This window comes from Comamonas odontotermitis, assembly GCF_020080045.1.
Taxonomy (GTDB): Bacteria; Pseudomonadota; Gammaproteobacteria; order Burkholderiales; family Burkholderiaceae_C; genus Comamonas; species Comamonas odontotermitis.
This window is the reverse complement of sequence record NZ_CP083451.1, coordinates 3,232,538-3,254,095: the sequence shown is the minus strand read 5'-3', so window position 1 is coordinate 3,254,095 and position 21,558 is coordinate 3,232,538. Positions and strand designations below refer to the sequence as shown.

The following is a 21,558-nucleotide window of genomic DNA, read 5'->3' as shown; positions in this document are numbered from 1 at the left end:
GCGGGCCACAGGCTGCTCGCGCATAATTCCCTGCATAGCTGATGATGCAAAGGAAAGCCCGTGTCAAAACTCGCAATGGCTGTGCTGATATCTATGGTCTCGATGGGCGGTGTATCCGGCAATGCCTGGGCCATCAACAAATGTGTGGATGCCAATGGGCGCACCAGTTTTCAGGATGAGCCGTGTGCGGCGGGGCAAAAGGCGGAGGAGCTGGTGGTGACGCCTTCAAGCAAGGGCGTCAATCCTTCGGAGGGCAGCAAGCCGCTTGCGCAACGCCCGTCTCCCCAGTCGGCAGGGGTATCTGCTCCGGCAGCGCAGCCGGCGGCTGCAGAGCGCCCGAGCAATTGCCCAAATGCGCAAGAGATGCAGAGGTTGCAGGTGGAGGCGGATTCCGTTGCGTTGCCGCTGCCCATTCGAAACCAGAAGCGGCAGGATTTTGAAGCGCTCAAGCAGCGCTGCGGTTAAGCAGGCCTGGTGGGGGATGTAAGCATTTCCACCACGGTTGCTGCTGGCAATGCTCGTCCAAACAGGTAGCCCTGGCCGATGTGGCATCCAGCGCTTATGAGCGCCATGCGCTGTTCCTGGGTTTCTATGCCCTCGGCCACGATATCGAGTGACAGATCGGTGCCCAGTTGGCACATGGCCTTGACAATGGCGAGAATGGCGCGTTCATGGGTCATGCGCTGCACAAAGCTCTTGTCGATCTTCAGGCAGTCGACGGGGTAGTCGCGCAGGTCGGTAAAGGATGAGTGGCCGGTACCAAAATCATCCAGCGCAATGCGTACACCTGCCTTCTTGAGCAAGGTCAAGGCGCGGGCGACGAGTTCCGAGCCGCGGTCACCAAGAATGTATTCCGTGATCTCCAACTCCACCAGGTGGGTTGGGACGTGGTGTTGGCGCAGGCGTTCGAGCATGCGCTCGGCGAAATCGTCGCGCAGGAACTCGACCGGTGCCGCATTGATGGAAATGGGCGGTACCGCCATGCCATGCGCCAGCCACTGGGTCATGTCGGCAAACACCCGCGTCTGCATGGCGTCGCTGATCCTGGTGGCCAGTTCGTAGTCCTTGAATGCCTCTGCGACCGTGTGAGGCAGTTGCACATCGCCTTGAGGCGGTTGCCAGCGCAGCAGGGCTTCGAACCCGACGACTTCGCCTGTGTCGATATTGACTTTGGGCTGGTAGTAGGGCTTGATAAGCTGATTGCGCACGATTTCCCGGGCTTGGTGAACCTGTGAAGCCGCGCGCATTGCGGCCTCGTGCATCTCCTTGCTGAACAGGCGCACACCACCGCGACCAATCGCTTTCATGTCGTTCAAGGCGGTGTCGGCGCATTTGAGCAGCCCCGATGTATCGCTTGCATCGCGGGGATACAGGGCGCAGCCAATGCTCATGCCGCCATTGATGGGCTTACCGGCGTAGGTGATGGGGGTGTTGATTTGCTGGCGAACGATTTCTGCCAGATTCAGCAGGTCGTTCTCGTCCGCAATATGACGGACTGCAATCGCGAATTCGTCGCCGCCCAGGCGAGCAAGCACCGAGTCGGGGGAAAGCAGCGCAGCCAACCTGCGGGAGAGTACGCGCAGCAGGTGATCGCCTGCGACATGGCCGAGCGTGTCGTTGATGTACTTGAAATGGTCCAGATCCAGCAGCATGACGCCAAACTGCAGGTCATGTTCGCGGGCATGCTTGATGATCTGCTGAACCTTGGCCTTGAAGACGCGGCGATTGGGCAAGCCGGTCAGGTCGTCCTGTTCATTGGCTTCACGCATGTGCAAAGCGGTTTCTCGCTGCACGGTCACATCGCGTGATACGCACAGAATGGCTGTGGTGCTGCCATCGGTTGCCTTGATAGGGGTCAACACGTTGTCCCAATACTGGGGTTTTTGTCCAGCGATCAGGCTGGTACCTTCAAAACGAGCGTTCTTGCCGGCCGTCGCTTGCTGCAAGGCGCGTTTGCCGCGTGGGCGAACTTCTGGTGGCAGTAATTCAAGCCATTGCATGCCGAAGCCTGATTCCGGTGCAATCCCGAGTGCATCGCAGCCGAATCTGTTCATGTGCGCCAACGAACCATCGGGGCGGATGACCTTGATGCAATCCATGCTGACATCCAGCATCTGGGATTGGGCCAGTACCTCTTGCTGCAGTAGATGGGAGCGCTCGACCTGGTCATGGATGTCGACAGCATTGACCAGCCATGTGGACTCGCCGCCTTCCAGTGCAACGGGATAGGCTTGGACGCGGCACCAGCGATACGTGCCCGAGTGATGGTGTAGGCGTGCATCGCATTCCAAATGACCGGGGGTGTCGGTGCCTGACTGGGTCTGGCTCAGCCATTGCTGCTGCACCGTACCGCGCTCCAGAGGATGAACCTGGGCCGTCCAGTCGATTGCCGAATCCGCATTTGCATCGTGCAGACCACCCCATTGTTGCCAGGCAGGATTCCAGTGAGGCGCCTGATGGGCGCTGCCTTGCATCCAGGTCAACTGAGGCATGCAATCTGCCATGGCCTGCAACTGGATGGGTGTGGGGGCAGTTGTTGCATTACCTGTGGGGCAGGCCGTGGCAGCAGCGGTGGAGCGCTGTGGGCGGTGCCGGTAGTGCAGAGGGGTTGTCACGGAGAAAGGTCGGTGAGCGGCGAACCCAAGGTTACGCCTTTGATTTTGTTAAAAAGAGTATAACCATTCCTTTTTCCTATTACCGTAGAAAAAAGCGACAGATTGCTGCTGTTTGTGAATAGGGAAGGCTTTTGCTTACATTCCTTCCGCGTACCCATAGCGAAGTTGTTATCGGTACCATGCATCCGATGAACTATATTTACAATCTTTGCAATTGTTTTTATCTATAAATAAATAGATAAAATTAATAAGTAAACCAAAATGCCATGGGATTGATCGGTTGCAGCAATGTACATCGGCTGCCCAAGACGATGTCTGTCGACCGTTCTATCAGGGTAAGTGCTGCGGCGCAATAAAGGACGCGCCTCACTACAATCCTAGGCATGGCACCTTGGTGCCGATCATATTGATGCGATGGGCGTCAGTACCTTGTTCAAGCCAGAAACAGACAGGAGATCCGCGTGTCGGAAAACAATCCAGGAAATGCAGCCGCTTCCGAGCGCGTCATCAAGAAGTATCCCAACCGCCGTCTGTACGATACCCAGACCTCTGCCTATATCACGCTTGCCGAAGTCAAGGGGCTGGTGATGCAGAATGAGCCAATCATCGTCAAGGATGCCAAAACTGGCGAAGACCTGACACGCAGCATCCTGCTGCAGATCATTCTGGAAGAGGAGGCGGGCGGCGCCCCCATGTTCACCGAAGCCATGCTGGCCAACATCATCCGTTTCTATGGCCATGCCATGCAGGGCTTCATGGGCTCGTACCTGGAGCGCAACGTGCAGATGTTCACCGAGATGCAGTCGCGCTTTGCCGAGCAGATGAAGGGCGCTGCGCCTGATGCATGGCGCAACCTCATGGGAATGCAGGACATGTCGGCTGCAGCAGGCACCTATCAGGCGCAGTCGCAGCAGTTCTTTCAGCAGATGCAGGAGCAGATGCAAAAGCAGACCGAGCAGATGCTGGCAGCCTTTGGCGTCAAGCGGCCCTGAGTGGTTCCCTGACCGGAAGTGGCTTTTGGCGCGGGTGCCGTTGGCCCCCCCCCCCCCACACCCTATCAAAATTGATAGCTGATCCCGCTTGCGTGGTATGCGCTGGCGGGTATTTTTATGGCTTTGGAGCGGGGCCGTGTGACAGACATGCTGCTGCGCACAAACCCTAGCGCTGCGGAGTTTCACGCAAAACTGCGAAAATACCCGCCCTATGACCGAAACCATCACCCCCGCGAACTCCGTCCCCGGCACAGCCAAGGTCCCCAAAGTGGGCTTCGTGTCGTTGGGCTGCCCCAAGGCACTGACCGACAGTGAATTGATCCTGACGCAATTGAGCGCAGAGGGCTACCAGACTTCCAAGACCTTCGAGGGCGCAGATCTGGTGATCGTGAACACCTGCGGTTTCATCGACGACGCTGTCAAGGAGAGCCTGGACACGATTGGCGAGGCGCTGGCCGAGAATGGCAAGGTGATTGTGACCGGCTGCCTCGGCGCGAAGACGGGCGAGAACGGCGGCAACATGGTCAAGCAAATGCACCCCAGCGTGCTGGCGGTGACCGGGCCTCACGCCACGCAGGAGGTGATGGATGCGGTGCACACGAATCTGCCCAAGCCCCATGACCCTTTCATCGATCTGGTGCCTGGCAGCTTTGGCGAAGCCGGCATCAAACTCACGCCCAAGCACTACGCATATCTGAAGATCAGCGAGGGTTGCAACCACCGCTGTACTTTCTGCATCATCCCGTCGATGCGGGGCGACCTGGTCAGCCGCCCGATCGGCGACGTGCTCAAGGAAGCCAAGGCGCTGTTTGAAGGCGGTGTGAAGGAGTTGCTGGTGATCAGCCAGGACACCTCTGCCTATGGCGTGGATGTGAAATACCGCACGGGCTTCTGGGATGGAAAACCCGTCAAGACCCGCATGCTGGAGCTGGTGCAGACGCTCGGTGAGCTGGCCAAGCCCTATGGCGCCTGGGTGCGCCTGCACTATGTCTATCCTTATCCGACCGTCGACGCCATTCTGCCGCTGATGGCGCAGGGTCTGGTACTGCCTTACCTGGATGTGCCCCTGCAGCACAGCCACCCTGATGTATTGCGGCGCATGAAGCGCCCCGCCAGCGGTGAAAAGAACCTCGAACGCATCATGGAGTGGCGCAAGATCTGCCCTGAACTGGTGATCCGCTCCACTTTCATTGCAGGCTTTCCGGGCGAGACCGAAGAAGAGTTCGAGCACTTGCTGGATTTCATCCGCGAGGCCGAGATCGACCGCGCTGGCTGTTTTGCCTACAGCCCGGTGGACGGTGCGACCGCCAACGACCTGCCCGGCATGCTGCCGCAGGAGGTGCGCGAGGCGCGCCGCGCCCGTTTCATGGAAGTAGCCGAAGAGGTGTCTGCCAAACGTCTGGAGCGCCGCGTGGGCCAGACCATGCAGGTGCTGGTGGACAAATCTATCGGTCTGGGCAAGAAGGGTGGCGTGGCCCGCACCTATGCCGATGCACCTGAAATCGATGGCGTGGTTCACCTGATGCCGCCAGAGAAGGCAAGCAAGACCTATAAGGTGGGCGAGCTGATCAAGGTGCGCATCCTGCGCAGCCAGGGGCACGATCTGGTGGGCATCCCCGTCTAACGGTCTGGTCCTGACTGGCGCTTAGTACTATAAAAATAATAGCTGCTGGCGCGCACCTAATGTGCGCCAGCAGCTTTTTTATTTGAAAAATGCTGTTTGAGCGTGCCGCGAGGGAGTGGCTCAGACCACCCGCAGGCCAGCGAGTTCGGGATAATCCACCGGGTATTGGGGCTGCATGTCCAGCAGCGTGTGGTTGAGCAGGGTGCTCACCATCAGGTTGCGGTGCAGCTTGTCGTCGGCTGGAATGATGTACCAGGGCGCATGCGCGGTCGAGGTTGCCTCCAGCAGGTCTTCGTAGGCCTGCTGGTAGTCGTCCCACTGCTTGCGCACGTCCAGATCGCCCAGGCTGAACTTCCAGCGCTTTTCAGGGGTATCGATGCGCTCCTGCAGGCGCTTGCGCTGCTCGTCCTTGCTGATGTGCAGCATGCACTTGAGAACGGTGGTGCCGTTCTCGGTCAGCAGGCGTTCAAAGTCGTTGATCTGTGCATAGCGCTGCCGGGTGGTGTCCTTGTCGATCCACTGGTTGACGACGGGCACCAGCACGTCTTCGTAGTGGCTGCGGTTCCACACTCCGATTTCGCCTTTGGCGGGCACCATGGCGTGGCAGCGCCACAGGTAGTCGTGGGCCAACTCTTCCTTGGAGGGCGCCTTGAAGGTGACCAGCCGCACGCCCAGCGGGCTGGTGTATTTGAATACGCCGCGTACCGTGCCGTCCTTGCCCGACGCGTCCATACCCTGCAATACCAGCAGGATGGAGCGCTTGCATTCTGCCTGCAGCGGTCGCGTCAGCCGGGCCAGCTGCTGGTTCAGTGCTTTGAGGTCCTTCTCCTGGGCTTTGATGCTGTCGTGCGCAAATGGGGTTGCCGCAGGATCGTAGTCGGCCAGTTTGACCTTGCCTTTGATGGGAACGCGGTATTTCTTGGTATCGGGCATAGAGAGGTGTTGGTGCCACAAGTGCAGGTTGGCCATGATTTCAGTTTTTGAACAGGCTGTCACCATGCGGCCGCGCAGTTGCCGCAATGGCTGACAAAGCTTTACCGAATCCACGCCGCCCAGTGGGCGGTGCTCATACCATTTTGCGGATCGGTCGCTTCTTCCAGACGGCCTTGTAGTACCAGGTCTGCAGTCCCAGGGTGATGCTGTAGGAGAGCGGAAACGCCATCCAGATGCCGATCAGGCCGAAGCGCTGGCTCAGCAGCCAGGCGAGCGGCAGCTCCAGCACCGTCAGCACGGCAATGGTGATGGCGGTAGGCACCACCACATCGCCGCTGGCCCGCATCAGCGCGGACAGCGATGCAAAGGCGCCAAACAGCAGGCCACTCCAGAGCACGATGTACAGCAGCTCGACCGCCACATGCAGTACCTGCTCGTCGGTAATGAAGATGCGCAGCAAAGGCCTGGCAAACAACGAACCGGCGAGCGCCGTCGCGCCACCCAGCGCCAGATTGATGGTGAGGGCCGTGCGCGCAATGGCAGGCAGGCGCTCACTATGGCCTGCGCCAATAGCCTGCGCACCCAGGATGGAAGCGGTGATTGCGATCGAGATCAGGGGAAACTGGGCAAAGGAGTTGATCTGGTTGACCGCGCCATACGCGGCCGTGGCGCTGGAGCCAAAGCCATTGATCAGCGACATCACCACCAGGCCCGCGAGCGATGTGGCAATCATCAGCACGCCTGTGGGAATGCCTACGCGCAGCACGCCCTTGAGCAGCACGGCATCAATGCGCATGGCCTTGAGAAGCGCACGACCCGGTGCGAGCACGCTGCCCTGATGGCGCAGGTGTACCCCTAGCCAGACCAGGGCGATGCTGAAACCCAGAATCATCGACACCCCTGCACTGGCCACCCCCAATTGGGGCAGGCCCCACCAGCCTGCAATCAGTGCGGGTGTGCTGATGAGGCCAATGGCCGTGGACAAAATCAGCGACCACATCGGTGTGAGTGTGTCGCCCACGCCGCGCAGCAGCGATGTGGCCAGCAGGAACACAAACAACCCCGGCATGCCCAGCAGCACGATGCGGGAGTAAATGGTTGCTTGCTCCAGAATGTCCGCCGGCGTACCCAGCAACTGCATGATGGGGCGCGTGAACAGTCCGCCAAACACGGCCACCACGGCGCCAAAGATCAGGCCCACGAGCAAGGTGGTGCCGGCAATGGCGCGCACCTTGTCCAACTGGCGCGCTCCCCAGGCCTGCCCAATCAGCACCGAGGCACCGGCGCCCAGGCCAATGACAAAGGCGATGAACACGAACATCACTGGAAAGAAGGCTGCGACGGCCGCCAGCGCCTTGAACCCCATCATCTGGCCCAGAAACATGCTGTTGAGCGTGCCCGAGAGCGACTGCAGGATGTTGGACAGGATCATGGGCCCCAGAAAGACCATGAACACCTTCCACAGAGGGCGTTGTGGTGCATTCCCAGAGGGCTGCGTCAATGGCGCGCGCGGGGGAGGGCCGGGTGGCTGCGTTGCCTGTGCAGCGTTGGGCGCGGGAGAGGCGGAGGCTTGCATCTGTTGTTGTGATTTTTTGCTAAATGTAAAAAATTGAGCCGAGCACGCGAACACGCGAATGTTCGGCGCATGGTCATGTGCGCAGGCAAGATTGGTCGATGGCTCGGTAGATGGCAGATCAGCCTGCCCAGACAGGGCGGCTGAGCTGGTGGAGGTAGGCCTGTATATCGTCTGGCCAGCCCTGGGTCTGCAGCTGGAAAGCCGATTCCTTACTGGCGAACAATGCGCGGCAGGCTTCCTCAAAGCCCGGCTGATCTCCGGCCATTTCCTGCATGAAGCGATAAGTGGCTTCGGTTGCTGCACGCCGGGCGTCCTGCGCAGCATGGGCGTTGCGGGCGTCTTCGATCAGGCGGCGCAACGCAGCCGATGCGCCGCCGGGCTGGCGACCCAGCCATTCCCAGTGGCGTGGTAGCAGGGTGACTTCCCGTGACACCACACCCAGCTTGGGGCGGCCCACCGCGCGCGAGCGGGTAGCGTTGCGGCTGTCGACGCCGGTTGAGGAGGGGGAATTGGCTGCAGGGCCAGGCGATGCGGCTGCCGCATGTTCAGCCAGTTCGGCACGCCAATTCAGATCCAGGCGCAAACCCGTGGCATCGTCGAACACCCACGGCGCAGGCGTACTGCCTTGCGGGTGCAGTTCGTCGTGGTTCTGCAGATAACGCAGCACGCTCAGCCGGTCTGCTTGCAGTACCCGTTGCATGCCTTGAAAAATGGTCAGCCGGGCTTCGGCTTGGTCATGGTCCATGATGAGTCCAGAATTTCTATCAATATGGCGTCGAATTCTACCTGGGCAAAAATAAATTTGTATTTTTAGTGGGTAAAAATATGTTTCTGGGATTTTCTGGGTAATCCGGTGGAAGGCTGCGCTTTCAGAGGAAGTAGGCACTTCCTCAAGGTATGGGTAGGGGTATCTGCACGGTAGCCCTGCGCTTTGCGGTGCATGGTGCTGGATTTGTTGCCCTGTTGGCGAGGGGCACCCCAGACGCAAAAAAGCCTCCAGCTGGCTGGAGGCTTTGTGTGAAGTCGATCTGCAAAGCCGGCCCGAGAGGCCGACGCTGCATTACACGCGCTTGCGGTATTCGCCGGTGCGGGTGTCGATTTCGATCTTGTCTTCCTGGCTCACGAACAGTGGCACGGCCACTTCAAAACCGGTTGCGATCTTGGCGGGCTTGAGGACCTTGCCAGAGGTGTCGCCCTTGACGGCGGGCTCGGTCCAGGTGATTTCGCGCACGATGGTGGTGGGCAGTTCCACCGAGATGGCCTTGCCGTCGTAGAACACGACTTCGGCTTCCATGCCGTCTTCCAGGTAGTTCAGTGCGTCAGCCATGTTTTCGGCTTCCACTTCGTACTGGTTGAACTCGGGGTCCATCCACACATACATCGGGTCAGCGAAGTACGAGTAGGTGCAATCCTTCTTGTCCAGGATCACGTTGTCGATCTTGTCGTCGGCCTTGAACACGTTTTCCGTGCCGAAGTTGCCGATCAGGCTCTTGAGCTTCATGCGCACGGTTGCAGCACCACGGCCGCCGCGAGCGTATTCGGTCTTCAGAACGATCATCGGGTCTTTGCCGAACATGATCACGTTGCCGGCACGGATTTCTTGAGCGATTTTCATAGCAGTATTTGCCTGTGTTGGGGCCGCTCAAACGGCTACGGGCGGCAAATGATGCAGTGGACGAGAGCACTGCCTGTGCTGCGCCGTAGCATGTTCCGCGGCGTTGAGCGCATCCGTTGGGCCGATTGGCGATCCAAAAGCGGAAAAGCGCAAAGACTCCGATTCTAACCTTTTTCGCCCACAAACGCCATGAGCTGTTCTGTGAGGCTGGGCTGGGCCTGCAGCCTGTGGCGTGCAGCCTGCACGCAGGTTGCCCATAGGGCAAGCAGGGCCGGGCTCGGTGTGGGCCAGGGCAATGGCGCATCTGCGGGAGCGGTGCCATTCCACAACGCGTGGGCCTCACGCAGGCTGGCTGGCGCCTCCAGCCAGTCCAGAAAAGCCGCCAGCTTGGCGTGGTGCGCATTGTCATCCTGCGGATAGATTTGCCAGATGAATGGCTTGCCTGCCCAGATGGCGCGCACCAGGGAATCTTCGCCGCGGACAAAATTGAGGTCGCAGGCCCACAGCATGTCGTCAAACTGCAATTGGGTGCCTGTTGGCAGGTAATGCACATGGGCGGCGCCTGCCGCCTGCGGCGTCGATTGCACGAGCGCTGTTGCACGCCCGGGCGTCACGAGCCATTGCACACCGGGCCCGCTGGCTGCAAATACCTGTGCAAAGGCAGCTGGTTCATAGCAGAACAACGAAAAAACCAGGTCACTATCCTGCAAGCCGTGGCGAGCACGCCAGGCAGGGCGGTCAAATGCGGCCTGGCGCTCTGCCAGAGCGGCTTCACGCAACAGGCCACCGGTGCGGTCGGTGAATCCGGGGTAGAAGAACCAGCGCGTGAGCCCCGCTGCAGGTCCGCTCATCAGGCGCGAGGGCAGGCGGTGGCAGCGTTCCACATAGTCTTGCGCAGAAAGGTATTCCAGGTTGATCCAGACCGGGCTGCGAGGATTGTCTTGCGCCTTCCCTGCGATGGCCTGCTGAAAAGATGGTGGGATTTCACAGCCGAAAGCTTCGATCACCACATCGCCCGGGCCATCGGGCGGGGCAGCTTCGGGCCACGGCCATACCTGTACGTGAGGTGCGCCTTGTGGCGCCATCCAGGCCAGGGCGCTGGCATCGTCCACCCACAGGCGCACCTGGCAGCCGCGCTGCGCCAGATCGGCCGCCAGCCGCCAGCACACGCCGATGTCGCCAAAGTTGTCAATCACCTGGCAAAAGATATCCCAGACGGGGCGGTGGGCAGGACGGGCTTCATGCATCAGGAGGGCGATGATAGTGCAGTCTCCGCAGTCACCGGCATTGCTGCGGTACTGGGTGACAATGTCGGTCAGCCATGAATGACGGAGACACGCCGATGGATACGAACATTGCAAACCTTCCTCAACAGGATGCAAGCCCTGCGGCGCTACAGGGCGTCAAGGTGGTGGAGATGGGGCAACTGATTGCTGGGCCGTTCTGCGGCAAGACACTGGGCGAATTTGGTGCCGAGGTGATCAAGATCGAAGCTACGGGCACAGGCGACCCGCTGCGCAACTGGCGGCTGCTGCAGGACGGCACCTCCGTCTGGTGGCAGGTGCAGTCGCGCAACAAGAAGTCGGTGGCGCTCGATCTGCGGCAGAAAGAGGCGCAGGATATTGCCCGCCGCCTGATTGCCGAAGCCGATGTGCTGGTGGAGAACTTTCGTCCCGGTACGTTGGAGGCCTGGGGCATGTCGCCCGAAGAATTGCATGCAATCAACCCGGAGCTGGTGATGCTGCGCATCTCGGGCTATGGCCAAAGCGGCCCGTATCGCGATCTACCCGGCTTTGGCGTGATTGGCGAAGCCATGGGGGGCTTGCGCCATCTGACGGCCGAGCCCGGCCGCGTGCCGGTGCGGGTGGGGGTGTCGATTGGCGACACGCTGGCGGCGCTGCACGGCGTGATCGGCGTGATGATGGCGCTCTACCACCGCAAGGTGAACGGCGGAGCCGGCCAGGTGATCGATGTGGCCCTGCATGAAGCGGTCTTTAATGTGATGGAAAGCCTGATCCCTGAATACAGTGCCTTTGGCACGGTGCGCGAAGCCGCAGGCAGTGCGCTGCCGGGCATCGCGCCTTCCAACGCCTATCCCTGCCAGGACGGCTGGGTACTGGTGGCGGGCAATGGCGACAGCATATTCAAGCGCCTGATGGACACCATAGGCCGTCCCGACCTGGGCAACGCGCCAGATCTTGCAGGCAACGCAGGGCGCGTGGCGCGGGTGCAGGAAATCGATGCTGCCATTGGCGCCTGGACGGCCGGGCGCGATATTGCCCAGGTGATGGACGCGCTGGCTTCTGCCCGCGTACCCGCAGGCAAGGTCTATACCGCCAAGGACATTGCGGAAGACCCCCACTACCGCGCGCGCCAGATGATCCTGCAGCAGCAGACCCGCGATGGGCACACGCTCGAAGTGCCGGGCATTGTGCCCAAACTCAGCGGCACACCGGGCACGGTACGCAGCAGCGCACCGCACCTGGGTGACGATACGGATGCCGTGTTGCAATCCATGGGACTGGATGCGCAGCAGATCGCAGCACTGCGCGAGCGTGGCATTGTCCAGTAGATCGCGGTTTTTATGAGAAATTGATGGCTGGCACTTTATTGTTAAGCGCTCATAGCTATCAAAATCATAGTTTTTCGGCTGACCGCAGGGCGCGCCACGGCATAGCACAATAGTGCCATGTCCAGTCCTGTGCACTCTTCCGAACTTCTGGCCCAAGTGGCCGCGCTGCCCGCCTTGCCCGGCGTGTACCGCTACTTTGATGCCAGCGATGCCCTGCTGTATGTGGGCAAGGCCATCAATCTCAAGCGCCGGGTATCCAGTTATTTTCAGAAGGATCATGGGGGCACGCGAATCGGCCACATGGTCAGCAAGATCGTGCGGATGGAAACCACGGTGGTGCGCTCGGAAGCCGAGGCGCTGCTGCTGGAAAACAACCTGATCAAGACGCTCAATCCCAAGTACAACATTCTCTTTCGGGACGACAAAAGCTATCCCTATCTGAAGATCACCGGCATTGCCATCCATGATGGCAACCTCAAGACGCCACCCAGCCAGGCCTATCCGCGCATTGCCTACTACCGCGGCTCTACGGACAAGAAGCATCGCTACTTTGGCCCGTATCCCAATGCCTGGGCGGTTAAGGAGACGATCCTGCTGCTGCAGAAAGTCTTTCGCCTGCGCACCTGCGAAGACAGCGTGTTTACCAACCGCACGCGGCCATGCCTGCTCTACCAGATCAAGCGCTGCAGTGCACCCTGTGTGGAGCACATCGGGCCAGAGGACTATGCCGCCGACGTGGCCCATGCCGAGGCCATGCTGCGCGGCGAAACGGATGTGCTGCTCAAGACACTGGAGGCGCGCATGATGGCGCACTCGGACAAGCTGGAGTTTGAGCAGGCAGCGGAAATCCGCAACCAGATCAAGGCGTTGGCCAGCGTGCTGCACCAGCAGAGCGTGGAGACCACCGATGACCGGGATGTGGACATTCTGGCCGTCAAGGTGCAGGGCGGTAAGGCCTGCGTCAACCTCGCCATGGTGCGCGGCGGGCGGCATCTGGGCGACCGTGCCTATTTTCCGGTGCATGTCGAGGACAGCACCGCCATCGCGCAGGCTGATTTGGAAGAAAATGATAGCAATCAGCGCATGCCTGATGGGCGTAGCCAGGCGGTAAAACAAGTGGAATCCCGTGTGCTGGAAGCCTTTGTGGCGCAGCATTACCTGCAGGTGGCGCCTCCGCCAGTGCTCGTGGTGAGCGATCCGGTCGATGCGGCGCTGTTGCGGGCGCTGTCAGAGCAGGTGGGGCAGCGCGTAGCTGCGGTCTCACAGCCACGCGAAGAGCGCCGCGTGTGGCTGGAGATGGCCGAAAAGAACGCGCAGCTGCAGCTGGCACGCCTGCTGGCCGAAGAGGGCTCGCAGCAGGCGCGCACGCGCGCGCTGGTCGATGCGCTGGATCTGCCGCAGGATGACGTCGACCAGTTGACCATCGAGTGTTTCGACATTTCTCACACTGCAGGCGAGAACACCCAGGCCTCATGCGTGGTGTTTCACCACCACAAGATGCAGAGCAGCGAATACCGGCGCTACAAGATCGACGGCATCACCGGCGGCGACGACTACGCCGCCATGCGCCAGGTACTCACGCGCCGCTACAGCAAGGTGGCCGAGGCGCAGCGCGATGCAGGGGGGGCAGAATTGGCCTCGGGCAGCGCACGGCTGCCCGATATCGTGCTGATTGACGGCGGCAAGGGCCAGGTGGGCGTGGCGCGCGAAGTGTTCACCGAACTCGGGCTTGATCTGTCGCGCATCGTGGGCGTGGAAAAGGGCGAGGGCCGCAAGGTGGGCCTGGAAGAGCTGGTCTTCTGCGACGGCCGAGACAAGGTCTACCTGGGCAAGGATTCGGCCGCACTCATGCTGGTGGCGCAGATCCGCGACGAAGCACACCGCTTTGCCATCACCGGCATGCGCGCGGCGCGCGCTAAGGTTCGCGTGGGCGGCAGCAGCCTTGAAGAAATACCGGGCGTGGGCCCCAAGAAGCGGGCGAGGCTGCTGCAGCGCTTTGGCGGTGTACGCGGCGTGCAGGACGCCAGCGTGGATGACCTGATGACGGTGGAAGGCATCTCGGCGGCACTTGCAGAAGACATCTACAAAGCCTTGCACTGAGTGCCGGTGCGGCCGGCCCCTGCCAGGCGTAGTGTCACAACAAGGGTCGTGCCGGCGGGCCATTGCATGCCACAATACATGCATGTTTTTCACCATCCCCACCATCATGACGTGGACGCGCATCCTCGCGATCCCGCTCATCATCGGCGTGTACTACTCGCACCTGGACATGGCCACGAAGAATCTGTGGGCCAGCGGCATGTTTGTGGTGTTCGCCTTCACGGACTGGCTGGATGGTTTTCTGGCGCGCCGGCTCAACCAGACCTCGTCATTCGGGGCATTTCTCGATCCGGTGGCCGACAAGTTTTTGGTGTGTGCCTCGCTGTTGATCCTGGTCTACCTGCAGCGCGCCGATGTGTTTGTGGCCCTCATCATCATCGGGCGCGAGATTGCCATCTCCGCGCTGCGTGAGTGGATGGCACGCATCGGTGCAAGCAAGAGCGTGGCGGTGCATATGATCGGCAAGGTCAAGACCACGGTGCAGATGGTGGCCATTCCGTTCCTGCTCTATGACGGCAAGATCGGCCCTGTTGATACAGGCGTGTGGGGTACCTGGCTCATCTGGGCAGCCGCCGTGCTGACGGTGTGGTCGATGGTCTACTACCTGCAAAAGGCCTTGCCAGAGATCAAGGCTAGGGTTGATTCGTAGTGCAAGTGCGCTGGTTTGCGCTAGACTGCATCGCGTCTGGGCGAATCAAATGGCTTGCCAGATGCGCTGGGCTTGGCTCCAACAGGCTCCAACCAATCAAGCCGGCTGAAAAAAAGTGATTTTTTTCGCAATCACCCAGAAAAATCCGTCTAGAATCCTTTCGTTGCCAAGGCACTGGGGTTGAGACAAAATGCTTTTTCCCAGTGGTGTTGTTTTTGCGATGTGAGGCTTTACGGGTGTTGCCCTTACTGCCCATAATTTCAAGATACACACTTCCTTAACTCTCTTGATTTATAGAGGCTGCTTGTGAATAAAACTGAACTCATTGAGCACATTGCTAATAATGCTGATATTTCCAAGGCCGCTGCTGCTCGCGCACTGGAGTCCACCATTGATGCAGTGAAGAAAACCTTGAAAAAAGGTGGTACAGTCTCTCTGGTAGGTTTTGGTACTTTTGCTGTTGGTAAGCGCGCAGCTCGTACGGGTCGTAATCCCCGCACTGGTGCAGCGATCAAGATCAAGGCTGCCAAGGTGCCTAAGTTCCGCCCAGGTAAAGCATTGAAAGATGCTCTGAACTAATTCAGGTTATCAGGTGGGGTGCTTAGCTCAGTTGGTAGAGCGGCGCCCTTACAAGGCGTAGGTCGGCGGTTCGACCCCGTCAGCACCCACCACCACCGAACAAAGGCGAACGAAAGTTCGCCTTTTCTTTTTTCTTGCTCAGAAAGTTAGACGATGTTTGAATCCATCCGCAAGTACTCCAAGGTGCTGATGTATCCGCTGTTCTTGCTGATCATTCTGTCATTTGTTCTGGTGGGAGTGAACCAGAACTATTTCAGCGAAAAGAGCCCCGTTGTCGCCAAGGTCAACGGCAAAGAGATCACACAAATGGATTGGGACAATGCGCACCGCATGGAGACCGATCGCATGCGTCAGCAAAATCCCAACATGGATGCCAAGTGGATGGACGGCCCCGAAGCCCGTTATCTCACATTGGAGCGGGTTGTGCGTGATCGGGTGTTGGATGCTGCCGTTCAGAAGATGCACCTGACCGTGGACAACGCCACGCTGGGGCGGGCGCTGATGGAGATTCCGCAGATTGCCGCGCTGAAAAAACCCGATGGCAGCCTGGACGTGGAGGCGTATCGTGCCTTGGTGGGCGCGCAGGGCATGAGCCCCGAGGGCTTTGAAGCGGGCATGCGCCGTGATCTGGCTGTGCGTCAGGTTCTGGGTGGTGTTTCGAACACCGCGTTCGTGACCGATGCGCAGACCAAGACCGCCATCGACGCGCTTTATCAGCAGCGTGAAATCCAGATTGCACGCTTCGATGCCAAGGCCTTTGCATCGCAAGTGAAGGTGAGCGACGCGGATCTGGAGGCTTTCTACAAAGCCAACCAGGAGCTGTTCCGCCAGCAGGAGGAAGCCAGCATCGAATACGTGGTGCTGAATGCTGACGCTGTGAAAGGCATGATCAAGCCCAGCGAAGATGATCTGCGCACCTATTACAAGGAAAACCTGAACCGCTTCATGGGGCAGGAGATGCGCACGGCCAGCCACATCCTGATCAACGCGCCGCAGTCGATGCCAGCGGCCGACCGTGAAAAAGCCAAGCAACGTGCCGAGGCACTGCAGGCTGAGGCAAAGGCCAACCCTGCGCAGTTTGCAGAGCTGGCCAAGAAGAATTCGCAGGACACCAGCTCCGCCGTCAACGGCGGTGCATTGCCAGCCTTCAAGAAGGGCGACATGGTCAAGCCGTTTGAAGATGCCGCATTTGCCTTGAAGACAGGCGAAATCAGCGATGTCATCAGCACCGAATATGGTTTCCACATCATCAAGATGGGTGAAGTCAAGACGCCTCGCGTTCCTACCTTTGAAGAGCTGCACAGCAAACTTGAAGAAGAGGTGCGTGCTCAGCAGGTGCAGAAGAAGTATGCAGAAGCGGCAGAGACCTTTTCCAACACCGTGTTCGAGCAATCGGACAGCCTCAAGCCTGTGGCCGAAAAGCTGGGTTTGAAGATTGAAAAGGCTGAGCACATTACCCGTACGCCTGCAGCCGGTGCGACGGGTGCATTGGCCAACCCTACATTCTTGGAAGCACTGTTCTCGAACGACTCTCTGCAGAACAAGCGCAATACCGAGGCCATTGAGGTTGGCACCAGCATGCTGGCATCTGGCCGCATCGTCTCGCACCAGGATGCACGGGTGCTGCCATTTGAAGAAGTCAAGGCCAAGGCGCATGACTTGTACATTGCGCAGCAGGCGGCCGAGTTGGCCCGCAAGGAGGGTGAGGCGAAGCTGGCGGCCTGGAAGACCGATGCCGCAGGCGCCAGTCTGGCGGCTCCCATCGTAGTGTCGCGTCAGGATGTCAAAGGTCAGTCGCCGGTCCTCATCAATGCCGTGATGCAGGCCAAGTTCGATGGCTCGGTCGCATGGGCTGGCGTGGACCTGGGTAAGGACGGCTACGCCGTGGTGCGTATCAACAAGACTGTGCCCCGTGCAGAAGACACTGCGGAAAAGCGCCTGGCGCAGAAACAGGAGTTCGAGCGTCTGGAGAGCTATGCGGAAACCATGGCGTACTATGAATTGCTCAAGGAGCGTTTCAAGGTGCAGATCAAGGTGCCGCGTCCACAAGAAAACAAGGCATCATAAAAATCCTCGCTTTCGTTGGAAGTGGTAAATTAGCCGCTATAATCATGTCTTCACCAACACGGTGGCTGTAGCTCAGTTGGTAGAGTCCAGGATTGTGATTCCTGTTGTCGTGGGTTCGAGCCCCATCAGCCACCCCATATAAACAAAGGCGCTAGTGCTATTAAAGCTCTAGCGCCTTTTGCTTTATATTCCAACCGTGGGAATTTGGAGCACTACAAGGATCCCTGCCCGATCTCTTTCAAGGGATCGTATGTTTTGCTTTGAAAGCAGAATGGCGGTTGATCATTCTGTATCACCTGGCTTGCTTCCAGGGGTGGATAGAGGATTCCGGAGTCTTCAATCAGGCGAGACCTCGGCAGGCAGGTTTGTTATTTACTGCTCAATGACAACCAGCTGGCCGTCCACTTCCATGGCGTTGTGGGCCAGTGATCTGGACAGCGGCAAGCCCAGGACACGCTGATCCCAGAAGTCGGGGATGCTCGGCATCCACGACGCGCCCAGCGTGCGGTCATTGATCAGCTCATGGAGTCCATCGTCCGTCAGGTGCAGCCTCGACGGGATCTGGCCATTTTTCAGTGCCTGAAGGAATGCCGCTTCTATAGATTCGTACAGGCTCATGTTTCGTGCAATTTGTTAATTAGTGTGTTTTTAACCTATTGCATGTTAGCAAAACGCGATGGGTGTAGAAGACATGTGGATCCATGTAGAGCGATGAAGCGCCGCGCGCTTCAGGGCGTGGGCAGGATGCAGGCGAGCAAGCCCTGCACGGTTGCGATTCAACTCCTGGTGGGGCGGGTTTGAACAGGCTCTCAGCAGCGAGGCAAACATGGCCTTTACTCGTGGATAGAATGCGGGCTGCTATAGTTTTTCGCGGAAACGATGCGGAAACTTATGAGGAAACGATGAAATGAATGCGAACAACCTGAAAAATAAAAAAGCCGCTAAGTTGTTAAAACTTAACGGCTTTCAGGTTGGTGCCCGGGGCCGGAATCGAACCGGCACGCCTTGCGGCGGGGGATTTTGAGTCCCCTGCGTCTACCAATTTCACCACCCGGGCTGTGTATCTCGCAGACCAAAATTATGACACAAAATTCGGCCATGAAAAGATATCCAACGATTGAAGACGCCATCGGCAACACTCCTCTGGTTGCATTGCAGCGCATTGGAGCGGACTACAACGATTCGCATGGCAATGTGGTGCTGGGCAAGATGGAGGGCAACAACCCTGCAGGTTCGGTGAAGGATCGTCCGGCGATTTCGATGATCCAGCGCGCGCAGGAGCGAGGCGAGATCAAGCCCGGTGACACCCTGATCGAGGCGACATCGGGCAATACCGGCATTGCGCTGGCCATGGCTGCGGCCATCAAGGGTTATCGCATGGTGTTGATCATGCCCGAGGACCTGTCGATCGAGCGGGCCCAGACCATGAAGGCCTATGGTGCCGAGTTGATCCTGACACCCAAGAGTGGCGGCATGGAATACGCGCGCGATCTTGCCGACAAGATGGTGGCCGATGGCAAGGGCAAGGTGCTCGATCAGTTTGCCAACCCCGACAATCCGCGTGCGCACTATGAGGCCACCGGCCCCGAGATCTGGCAGCAGACTGGCGGCAAGATTACCCATTTTGTCAGCGCCATGGGCACCACGGGCACCATCACTGGCGTCGCGAAGTACCTGAAGGAAAAGAACCCGGCCGTGCGCATCATTGGAGCGCAGCCTACCGAGGGCTCGCGCATTCCCGGCATCCGCAAATGGCCCGAGGAATACCTGCCCGCCATCTACGATGCCAGCCTGGTCGATGAGCTGGTGTACGTGACGCAGGACGACGCAGAAGACATGGCGCGGCGTCTGGCGCGCGAAGAAGGTATTTTCGCGGGCATTTCCGCCGCTGGCGCCTGCCATGTCGCGCAGGAAATTGCACGCCGCGAGCGCAACGCTACGATTGTGTTCGTTGTCTGCGACCGTGGGGATCGCTATTTGTCTACCGGGGTGTTTCCCGCCTGATGGATTTGACGCAATTGCCCCTTCTGCCGCAGCTGCTATCCATTTGAAAGCGTTATGCAATACGAAACCAAATTCTGCGTGAACTGCGCCACCCCACTGCAATGGATCGTGACGGCGGAGGACAGCGGTGATGTCAACCGCCTGCGTTGTCCGGCCTGCGGCTGGACGCACTGGGGCAATCCCACGCCTGTACTGGCTGCCGTGGTGGAAAACGATGATGGCCAGGTATTGCTGGCCCGCAACGCGCTGTGGCAGGAAGGGGTGTTCGGCCTGATCACGGGCTTCATGGAGGCGGGTGAATCGCCGGAGGCAGGCATTGCGCGGGAGGTGCTTGAAGAGACGGGCCTGCGTGCCAAGGCGCTGCGCCTGATCGGCTGCTGGGAGTTTCTGCGGATGAACCAGGTGCTGATTGCCTACCATGTACGTGTGCATGGCAAGCCCGGCGACGTGCGCCTGTCGCCCGAGCTGGCCGATTACCAGTGGAAGACGGCGCAGCAGGCCCAGTGCTGGCCTGCCGGTACGGGCTATGCACTGGCCGAGTGGATCAAGAGCAAGGGCGAGCCTGTGCGATTCGGTGCATTTCGCCCTGGCCAGAACCCGGAACCAGACCCTGCCAAATGGCCCGTGCGTTACTGGGACGAGGATGGCCGGTTTGTGGTGGCGCCTGCTTTGGACTAGGGAGCTTCTGCAGAGTCTTCGTCAGATGGGATGGACGCGGATCGCCCGAGACCGCGTTCAAACCACAGAAGGGAGTATTGCAGAGAGTTCTCGGGCATCCTTGCTGTCGTTGATGGCTTCGTTGCATGGCAATGCCATGGACCGTGATGCTGGTAGTGATAATGGAGCCATGAAGCAGCGCCCCTGCGCTGCACAGAGAGTGCACGATGGAAGTTGACCAAGAAGTAGATACCCGCGGCCTGAACTGTCCGCTGCCCATCCTGAAGGCAAAAAAGGCGCTGGCAGCCATGCAAAGCGGCCAGTTGCTCAGGGTGGTCGCAACCGATACGGGATCGATCCGGGATTTTCAGGCCTTCGCCAAGCAAACCGGCAATGAACTGGTGGAACAGCAGACGGTGGGCGAGGAGTTCATTCATATCCTGCGCAGAAGATGAGATGGGCCAAGATGGCGGCATCGGCTTGCAGCGATGCAGCAATGGCTTGACCATGGATTCTCTGTTTGCTATCGATAAGGTAGCATTTTGCGTAAAAAAGGCCTGCATTTGCAGGCCTTTTCGTATTTGAAATTCACATCTCCCCTGATGGGGGTCACTTTGGACGCTATCAGATGCTCAGGTTCTTGAGGTACTGGCGGAAGCTCTCGCCGACATCGGGGTGCTGTAGCGCCAGTTCAACTGTCGCCTCCAGAAAGCCTTCCTTGCTGCCGCAGTCGTAGCGCTTGCCGCTGTACTGGTAGGCATACACCGTCTCGTGCGCCATCAGGCGTTCAATCGCATCGGTCAACTGAATCTCGCCTCCCACGCCCTGGGGTTGGTTGCGGATCTGGTCGAAAATACCCGGGGTCAGCACATAACGGCCCGCGACCCCCATGCGCGACGGCGCTTTTTCGGGCGCCGGTTTCTCCACGATCTCATCGATGCGCATCAAGGGGCCACCTGCAGGTTCTCCCTTCACGATGCCATAGCGCTTGGTGTGCTCCAGTGGCACTTCCTGCACGGCCAGCAGCGAACGGCCTTGCTTGAGGAAAGCGGCGGTCATCTGTGCCATCACACCATGGCCACCGGCAGAGCCGGTCATGAGGTCGTCGGCCAGCAGTACGGCAAAGGGTTCGTTGCCGACCAGCGGCTCGGCGCACAGCACGGCGTGGCCCAGGCCCAGCGAGCGTGGCTGGCGCACAAAGAGGCAGTTCATGTCATCGGGGCTGACGCTGCGCACCAGCTCCAGCATGGCTTGCTTGCCCGCGCGCTCCAGCTCGTTCTCCAGCTCGTAAGCAGTGTCGAAATGGTCTTCGATCGCGCGCTTGCTGCGGCCGGTGACGAAGATCATGTCACGGATGCCGGCCTCATAGGCCTCTTCCACGGCGTACTGGATCAGCGGCTTGTCCACGACGGGGAGCATCTCCTTGGGGGACGCCTTGGTGGCGGGCAAGAAGCGGGTGCCCAGGCCAGCTACCGGAAAAACTGCTTTGCGTACACGGGTTGGAGTGATCATAGGTGCTCAGTTTACTAAGGCAGATGTGACAAAGGCGCAGCATGCTGCGCCTTTGTGCACCGT

19 protein-coding genes and 3 tRNA genes are annotated in these 21,558 nt (G+C 59.3%); 13 read left to right on the top strand and 9 right to left on the bottom strand.

The window, feature by feature from the left end; all coding sequences use genetic code 11:
• The first annotated feature begins 60 nt into the window (after positions 1-60).
• A complete protein-coding gene (locus LAD35_RS14950) occupies positions 61-465 on the top strand; it encodes a DUF4124 domain-containing protein (protein ID WP_224149799.1) in 405 nt (134 codons plus the stop codon).
• Here the strand turns inward: LAD35_RS14950 and LAD35_RS14945 are convergent.
• A complete protein-coding gene (locus tag LAD35_RS14945) occupies positions 462-2,615 on the bottom strand; it encodes a putative bifunctional diguanylate cyclase/phosphodiesterase (RefSeq protein ID WP_224149798.1) in 2,154 nt (717 codons plus the stop codon). The two genes, LAD35_RS14950 and LAD35_RS14945, sit on opposite strands and share 4 nt — an antisense overlap.
• A gap of 461 nt (positions 2,616-3,076) precedes the next feature.
• On the opposite strand from LAD35_RS14945, the gene phaR reads away from it, so the two are divergent.
• Both phaR and rimO read left to right on the top strand, forming a co-directional pair.
• A complete protein-coding gene (gene phaR / locus LAD35_RS14940) occupies positions 3,077-3,607 on the top strand; it encodes a polyhydroxyalkanoate synthesis repressor PhaR (RefSeq protein WP_224149797.1) in 531 nt (176 codons plus the stop codon).
• Positions 3,608-3,818: 211 nt separating this feature from the next.
• Positions 3,819-5,231 (top strand): 30S ribosomal protein S12 methylthiotransferase RimO, encoded by a 1,413-nt coding sequence (rimO, locus tag LAD35_RS14935; RefSeq protein ID WP_224149796.1) that lies wholly within the window; start codon positions 3,819-3,821, stop codon positions 5,229-5,231.
• 120 nt (positions 5,232-5,351) lie between these two features.
• Here rimO and LAD35_RS14930 read toward each other — a convergent pair whose 3' ends face one another.
• The 5 genes from LAD35_RS14930 to earP all read right to left on the bottom strand — a co-directional run bounded on the left by LAD35_RS14930 (position 5,352) and on the right by earP (position 10,602).
• On the bottom strand, positions 5,352-6,164 hold the full coding sequence (locus tag LAD35_RS14930) for a PPK2 family polyphosphate kinase (protein WP_377780349.1): 813 nt from the start codon (positions 6,162-6,164) through the stop codon (positions 5,352-5,354).
• A gap of 133 nt (positions 6,165-6,297) precedes the next feature.
• Positions 6,298-7,740, bottom strand: coding sequence for an MATE family efflux transporter (locus tag LAD35_RS14925; protein ID WP_377780348.1), 1,443 nt, complete (start codon positions 7,738-7,740; stop codon positions 6,298-6,300).
• A gap of 118 nt (positions 7,741-7,858) precedes the next feature.
• On the bottom strand, positions 7,859-8,485 hold the full coding sequence (locus tag LAD35_RS14920) for a DUF2239 family protein (RefSeq protein ID WP_224149794.1): 627 nt from the start codon (positions 8,483-8,485) through the stop codon (positions 7,859-7,861).
• Positions 8,486-8,800: 315 nt separating this feature from the next.
• Positions 8,801-9,355 carry an elongation factor P gene (gene efp, locus LAD35_RS14915; protein WP_184711640.1) on the bottom strand — a complete coding sequence of 185 codons (555 nt, stop codon included), beginning with the start codon at positions 9,353-9,355 and terminating at the stop codon, positions 8,801-8,803.
• A gap of 164 nt (positions 9,356-9,519) precedes the next feature.
• Positions 9,520-10,602, bottom strand: a complete 1,083-nt coding sequence (gene earP / locus LAD35_RS14910; protein WP_224149793.1) for an elongation factor P maturation arginine rhamnosyltransferase EarP — start codon at positions 10,600-10,602, stop codon at positions 9,520-9,522.
• 95 nt (positions 10,603-10,697) lie between these two features.
• On the opposite strand from earP, the gene LAD35_RS14905 reads away from it, so the two are divergent.
• From LAD35_RS14905 to LAD35_RS14875, 7 genes are all read left to right on the top strand, one after another.
• Positions 10,698-11,927, top strand: coding sequence for a CaiB/BaiF CoA transferase family protein (locus LAD35_RS14905; RefSeq protein WP_224149792.1), 1,230 nt, complete (start codon positions 10,698-10,700; stop codon positions 11,925-11,927).
• Between the two features lie 117 nt (positions 11,928-12,044).
• Positions 12,045-14,027 carry an excinuclease ABC subunit UvrC gene (gene uvrC, locus LAD35_RS14900; RefSeq protein WP_224149791.1) on the top strand — a complete coding sequence of 661 codons (1,983 nt, stop codon included), beginning with the start codon at positions 12,045-12,047 and terminating at the stop codon, positions 14,025-14,027.
• Positions 14,028-14,109: 82 nt separating this feature from the next.
• The gene (gene pgsA / locus LAD35_RS14895) at positions 14,110-14,676 is read left to right on the top strand and encodes a CDP-diacylglycerol--glycerol-3-phosphate 3-phosphatidyltransferase (protein ID WP_224149790.1); all 567 of its coding nucleotides are present in this window, start codon (positions 14,110-14,112) and stop codon (positions 14,674-14,676) included.
• Positions 14,677-14,982: 306 nt separating this feature from the next.
• On the top strand, positions 14,983-15,255 hold the full coding sequence (locus LAD35_RS14890) for an HU family DNA-binding protein (protein WP_021026954.1): 273 nt from the start codon (positions 14,983-14,985) through the stop codon (positions 15,253-15,255).
• Between the two features lie 16 nt (positions 15,256-15,271).
• Positions 15,272-15,347 (top strand) — tRNA-Val (locus tag LAD35_RS14885).
• A 61-nt stretch (positions 15,348-15,408) separates the two neighbouring features.
• Positions 15,409-17,322: a SurA N-terminal domain-containing protein gene (locus LAD35_RS14880; protein ID WP_224149789.1), complete on the top strand. Its 1,914-nt coding sequence runs from the start codon at positions 15,409-15,411 to the stop codon at positions 17,320-17,322.
• Between the two features lie 61 nt (positions 17,323-17,383).
• Positions 17,384-17,459, top strand: a tRNA-His gene (locus LAD35_RS14875).
• 235 nt (positions 17,460-17,694) lie between these two features.
• Here LAD35_RS14875 and LAD35_RS14870 read toward each other — a convergent pair.
• Together LAD35_RS14870 and LAD35_RS14865 are read right to left on the bottom strand one after the other, a co-directional pair.
• A complete protein-coding gene (locus tag LAD35_RS14870) occupies positions 17,695-17,940 on the bottom strand; it encodes a hypothetical protein (protein WP_224149788.1) in 246 nt (81 codons plus the stop codon).
• A 354-nt stretch (positions 17,941-18,294) separates the two neighbouring features.
• Positions 18,295-18,379: transfer RNA gene (locus LAD35_RS14865), tRNA-Leu, on the bottom strand.
• A 41-nt stretch (positions 18,380-18,420) separates the two neighbouring features.
• Between LAD35_RS14865 and cysM the strand changes: the two genes are divergently transcribed.
• From cysM to LAD35_RS14850, 3 genes are all read left to right on the top strand, one after another.
• Positions 18,421-19,326 carry a cysteine synthase CysM gene (gene cysM / locus LAD35_RS14860; protein WP_224149787.1) on the top strand — a complete coding sequence of 302 codons (906 nt, stop codon included), beginning with the start codon at positions 18,421-18,423 and terminating at the stop codon, positions 19,324-19,326.
• A 54-nt stretch (positions 19,327-19,380) separates the two neighbouring features.
• Positions 19,381-20,004 (top strand): NUDIX hydrolase, encoded by a 624-nt coding sequence (locus tag LAD35_RS14855; protein WP_224149786.1) that lies wholly within the window; start codon positions 19,381-19,383, stop codon positions 20,002-20,004.
• A 206-nt stretch (positions 20,005-20,210) separates the two neighbouring features.
• Positions 20,211-20,438, top strand: coding sequence for a sulfurtransferase TusA family protein (locus LAD35_RS14850; protein WP_224149785.1), 228 nt, complete (start codon positions 20,211-20,213; stop codon positions 20,436-20,438).
• A gap of 169 nt (positions 20,439-20,607) precedes the next feature.
• On the opposite strand, the gene galU is transcribed toward LAD35_RS14850, so the two are convergent.
• Positions 20,608-21,495 (bottom strand): UTP--glucose-1-phosphate uridylyltransferase GalU, encoded by an 888-nt coding sequence (gene galU / locus LAD35_RS14845; RefSeq protein WP_224149784.1) that lies wholly within the window; start codon positions 21,493-21,495, stop codon positions 20,608-20,610.
• Positions 21,496-21,558: the final 63 nt, after the last annotated feature.

Excerpts from the sequence above, each read along its gene's own strand:
- cysM (WP_224149787.1), top strand. The coding sequence starts at position 18,421 with ATGAAAAGATATCCAACGATTGAAGACGCCATCGGCAACACTCCTCTG.
- LAD35_RS14925 (WP_377780348.1), bottom strand. The coding sequence starts at position 7,740 with ATGCAAGCCTCCGCCTCTCCCGCGCCCAACGCTGCACAGGCAACGCAG.
- LAD35_RS14850 (WP_224149785.1), top strand. The coding sequence starts at position 20,211 with ATGGAAGTTGACCAAGAAGTAGATACCCGCGGCCTGAACTGTCCGCTG.
- LAD35_RS14855 (WP_224149786.1), top strand. The coding sequence starts at position 19,381 with ATGCAATACGAAACCAAATTCTGCGTGAACTGCGCCACCCCACTGCAA.
- uvrC (WP_224149791.1), top strand. The coding sequence starts at position 12,045 with ATGTCCAGTCCTGTGCACTCTTCCGAACTTCTGGCCCAAGTGGCCGCG.
- LAD35_RS14905 (WP_224149792.1), top strand. The coding sequence starts at position 10,698 with ATGGATACGAACATTGCAAACCTTCCTCAACAGGATGCAAGCCCTGCG.
- LAD35_RS14930 (WP_377780349.1), bottom strand. The coding sequence starts at position 6,164 with ATGCCCGATACCAAGAAATACCGCGTTCCCATCAAAGGCAAGGTCAAA.
- galU (WP_224149784.1), bottom strand. The coding sequence starts at position 21,495 with ATGATCACTCCAACCCGTGTACGCAAAGCAGTTTTTCCGGTAGCTGGC.
- LAD35_RS14870 (WP_224149788.1), bottom strand. The coding sequence starts at position 17,940 with ATGAGCCTGTACGAATCTATAGAAGCGGCATTCCTTCAGGCACTGAAA.
- efp (WP_184711640.1), bottom strand. The coding sequence starts at position 9,355 with ATGAAAATCGCTCAAGAAATCCGTGCCGGCAACGTGATCATGTTCGGC.
- rimO (WP_224149796.1), top strand. The coding sequence starts at position 3,819 with ATGACCGAAACCATCACCCCCGCGAACTCCGTCCCCGGCACAGCCAAG.
- earP (WP_224149793.1), bottom strand. The coding sequence starts at position 10,602 with ATGCATGAAGCCCGTCCTGCCCACCGCCCCGTCTGGGATATCTTTTGC.
- LAD35_RS14880 (WP_224149789.1), top strand. The coding sequence starts at position 15,409 with ATGTTTGAATCCATCCGCAAGTACTCCAAGGTGCTGATGTATCCGCTG.
- LAD35_RS14920 (WP_224149794.1), bottom strand. The coding sequence starts at position 8,485 with ATGGACCATGACCAAGCCGAAGCCCGGCTGACCATTTTTCAAGGCATG.
- pgsA (WP_224149790.1), top strand. The coding sequence starts at position 14,110 with ATGTTTTTCACCATCCCCACCATCATGACGTGGACGCGCATCCTCGCG.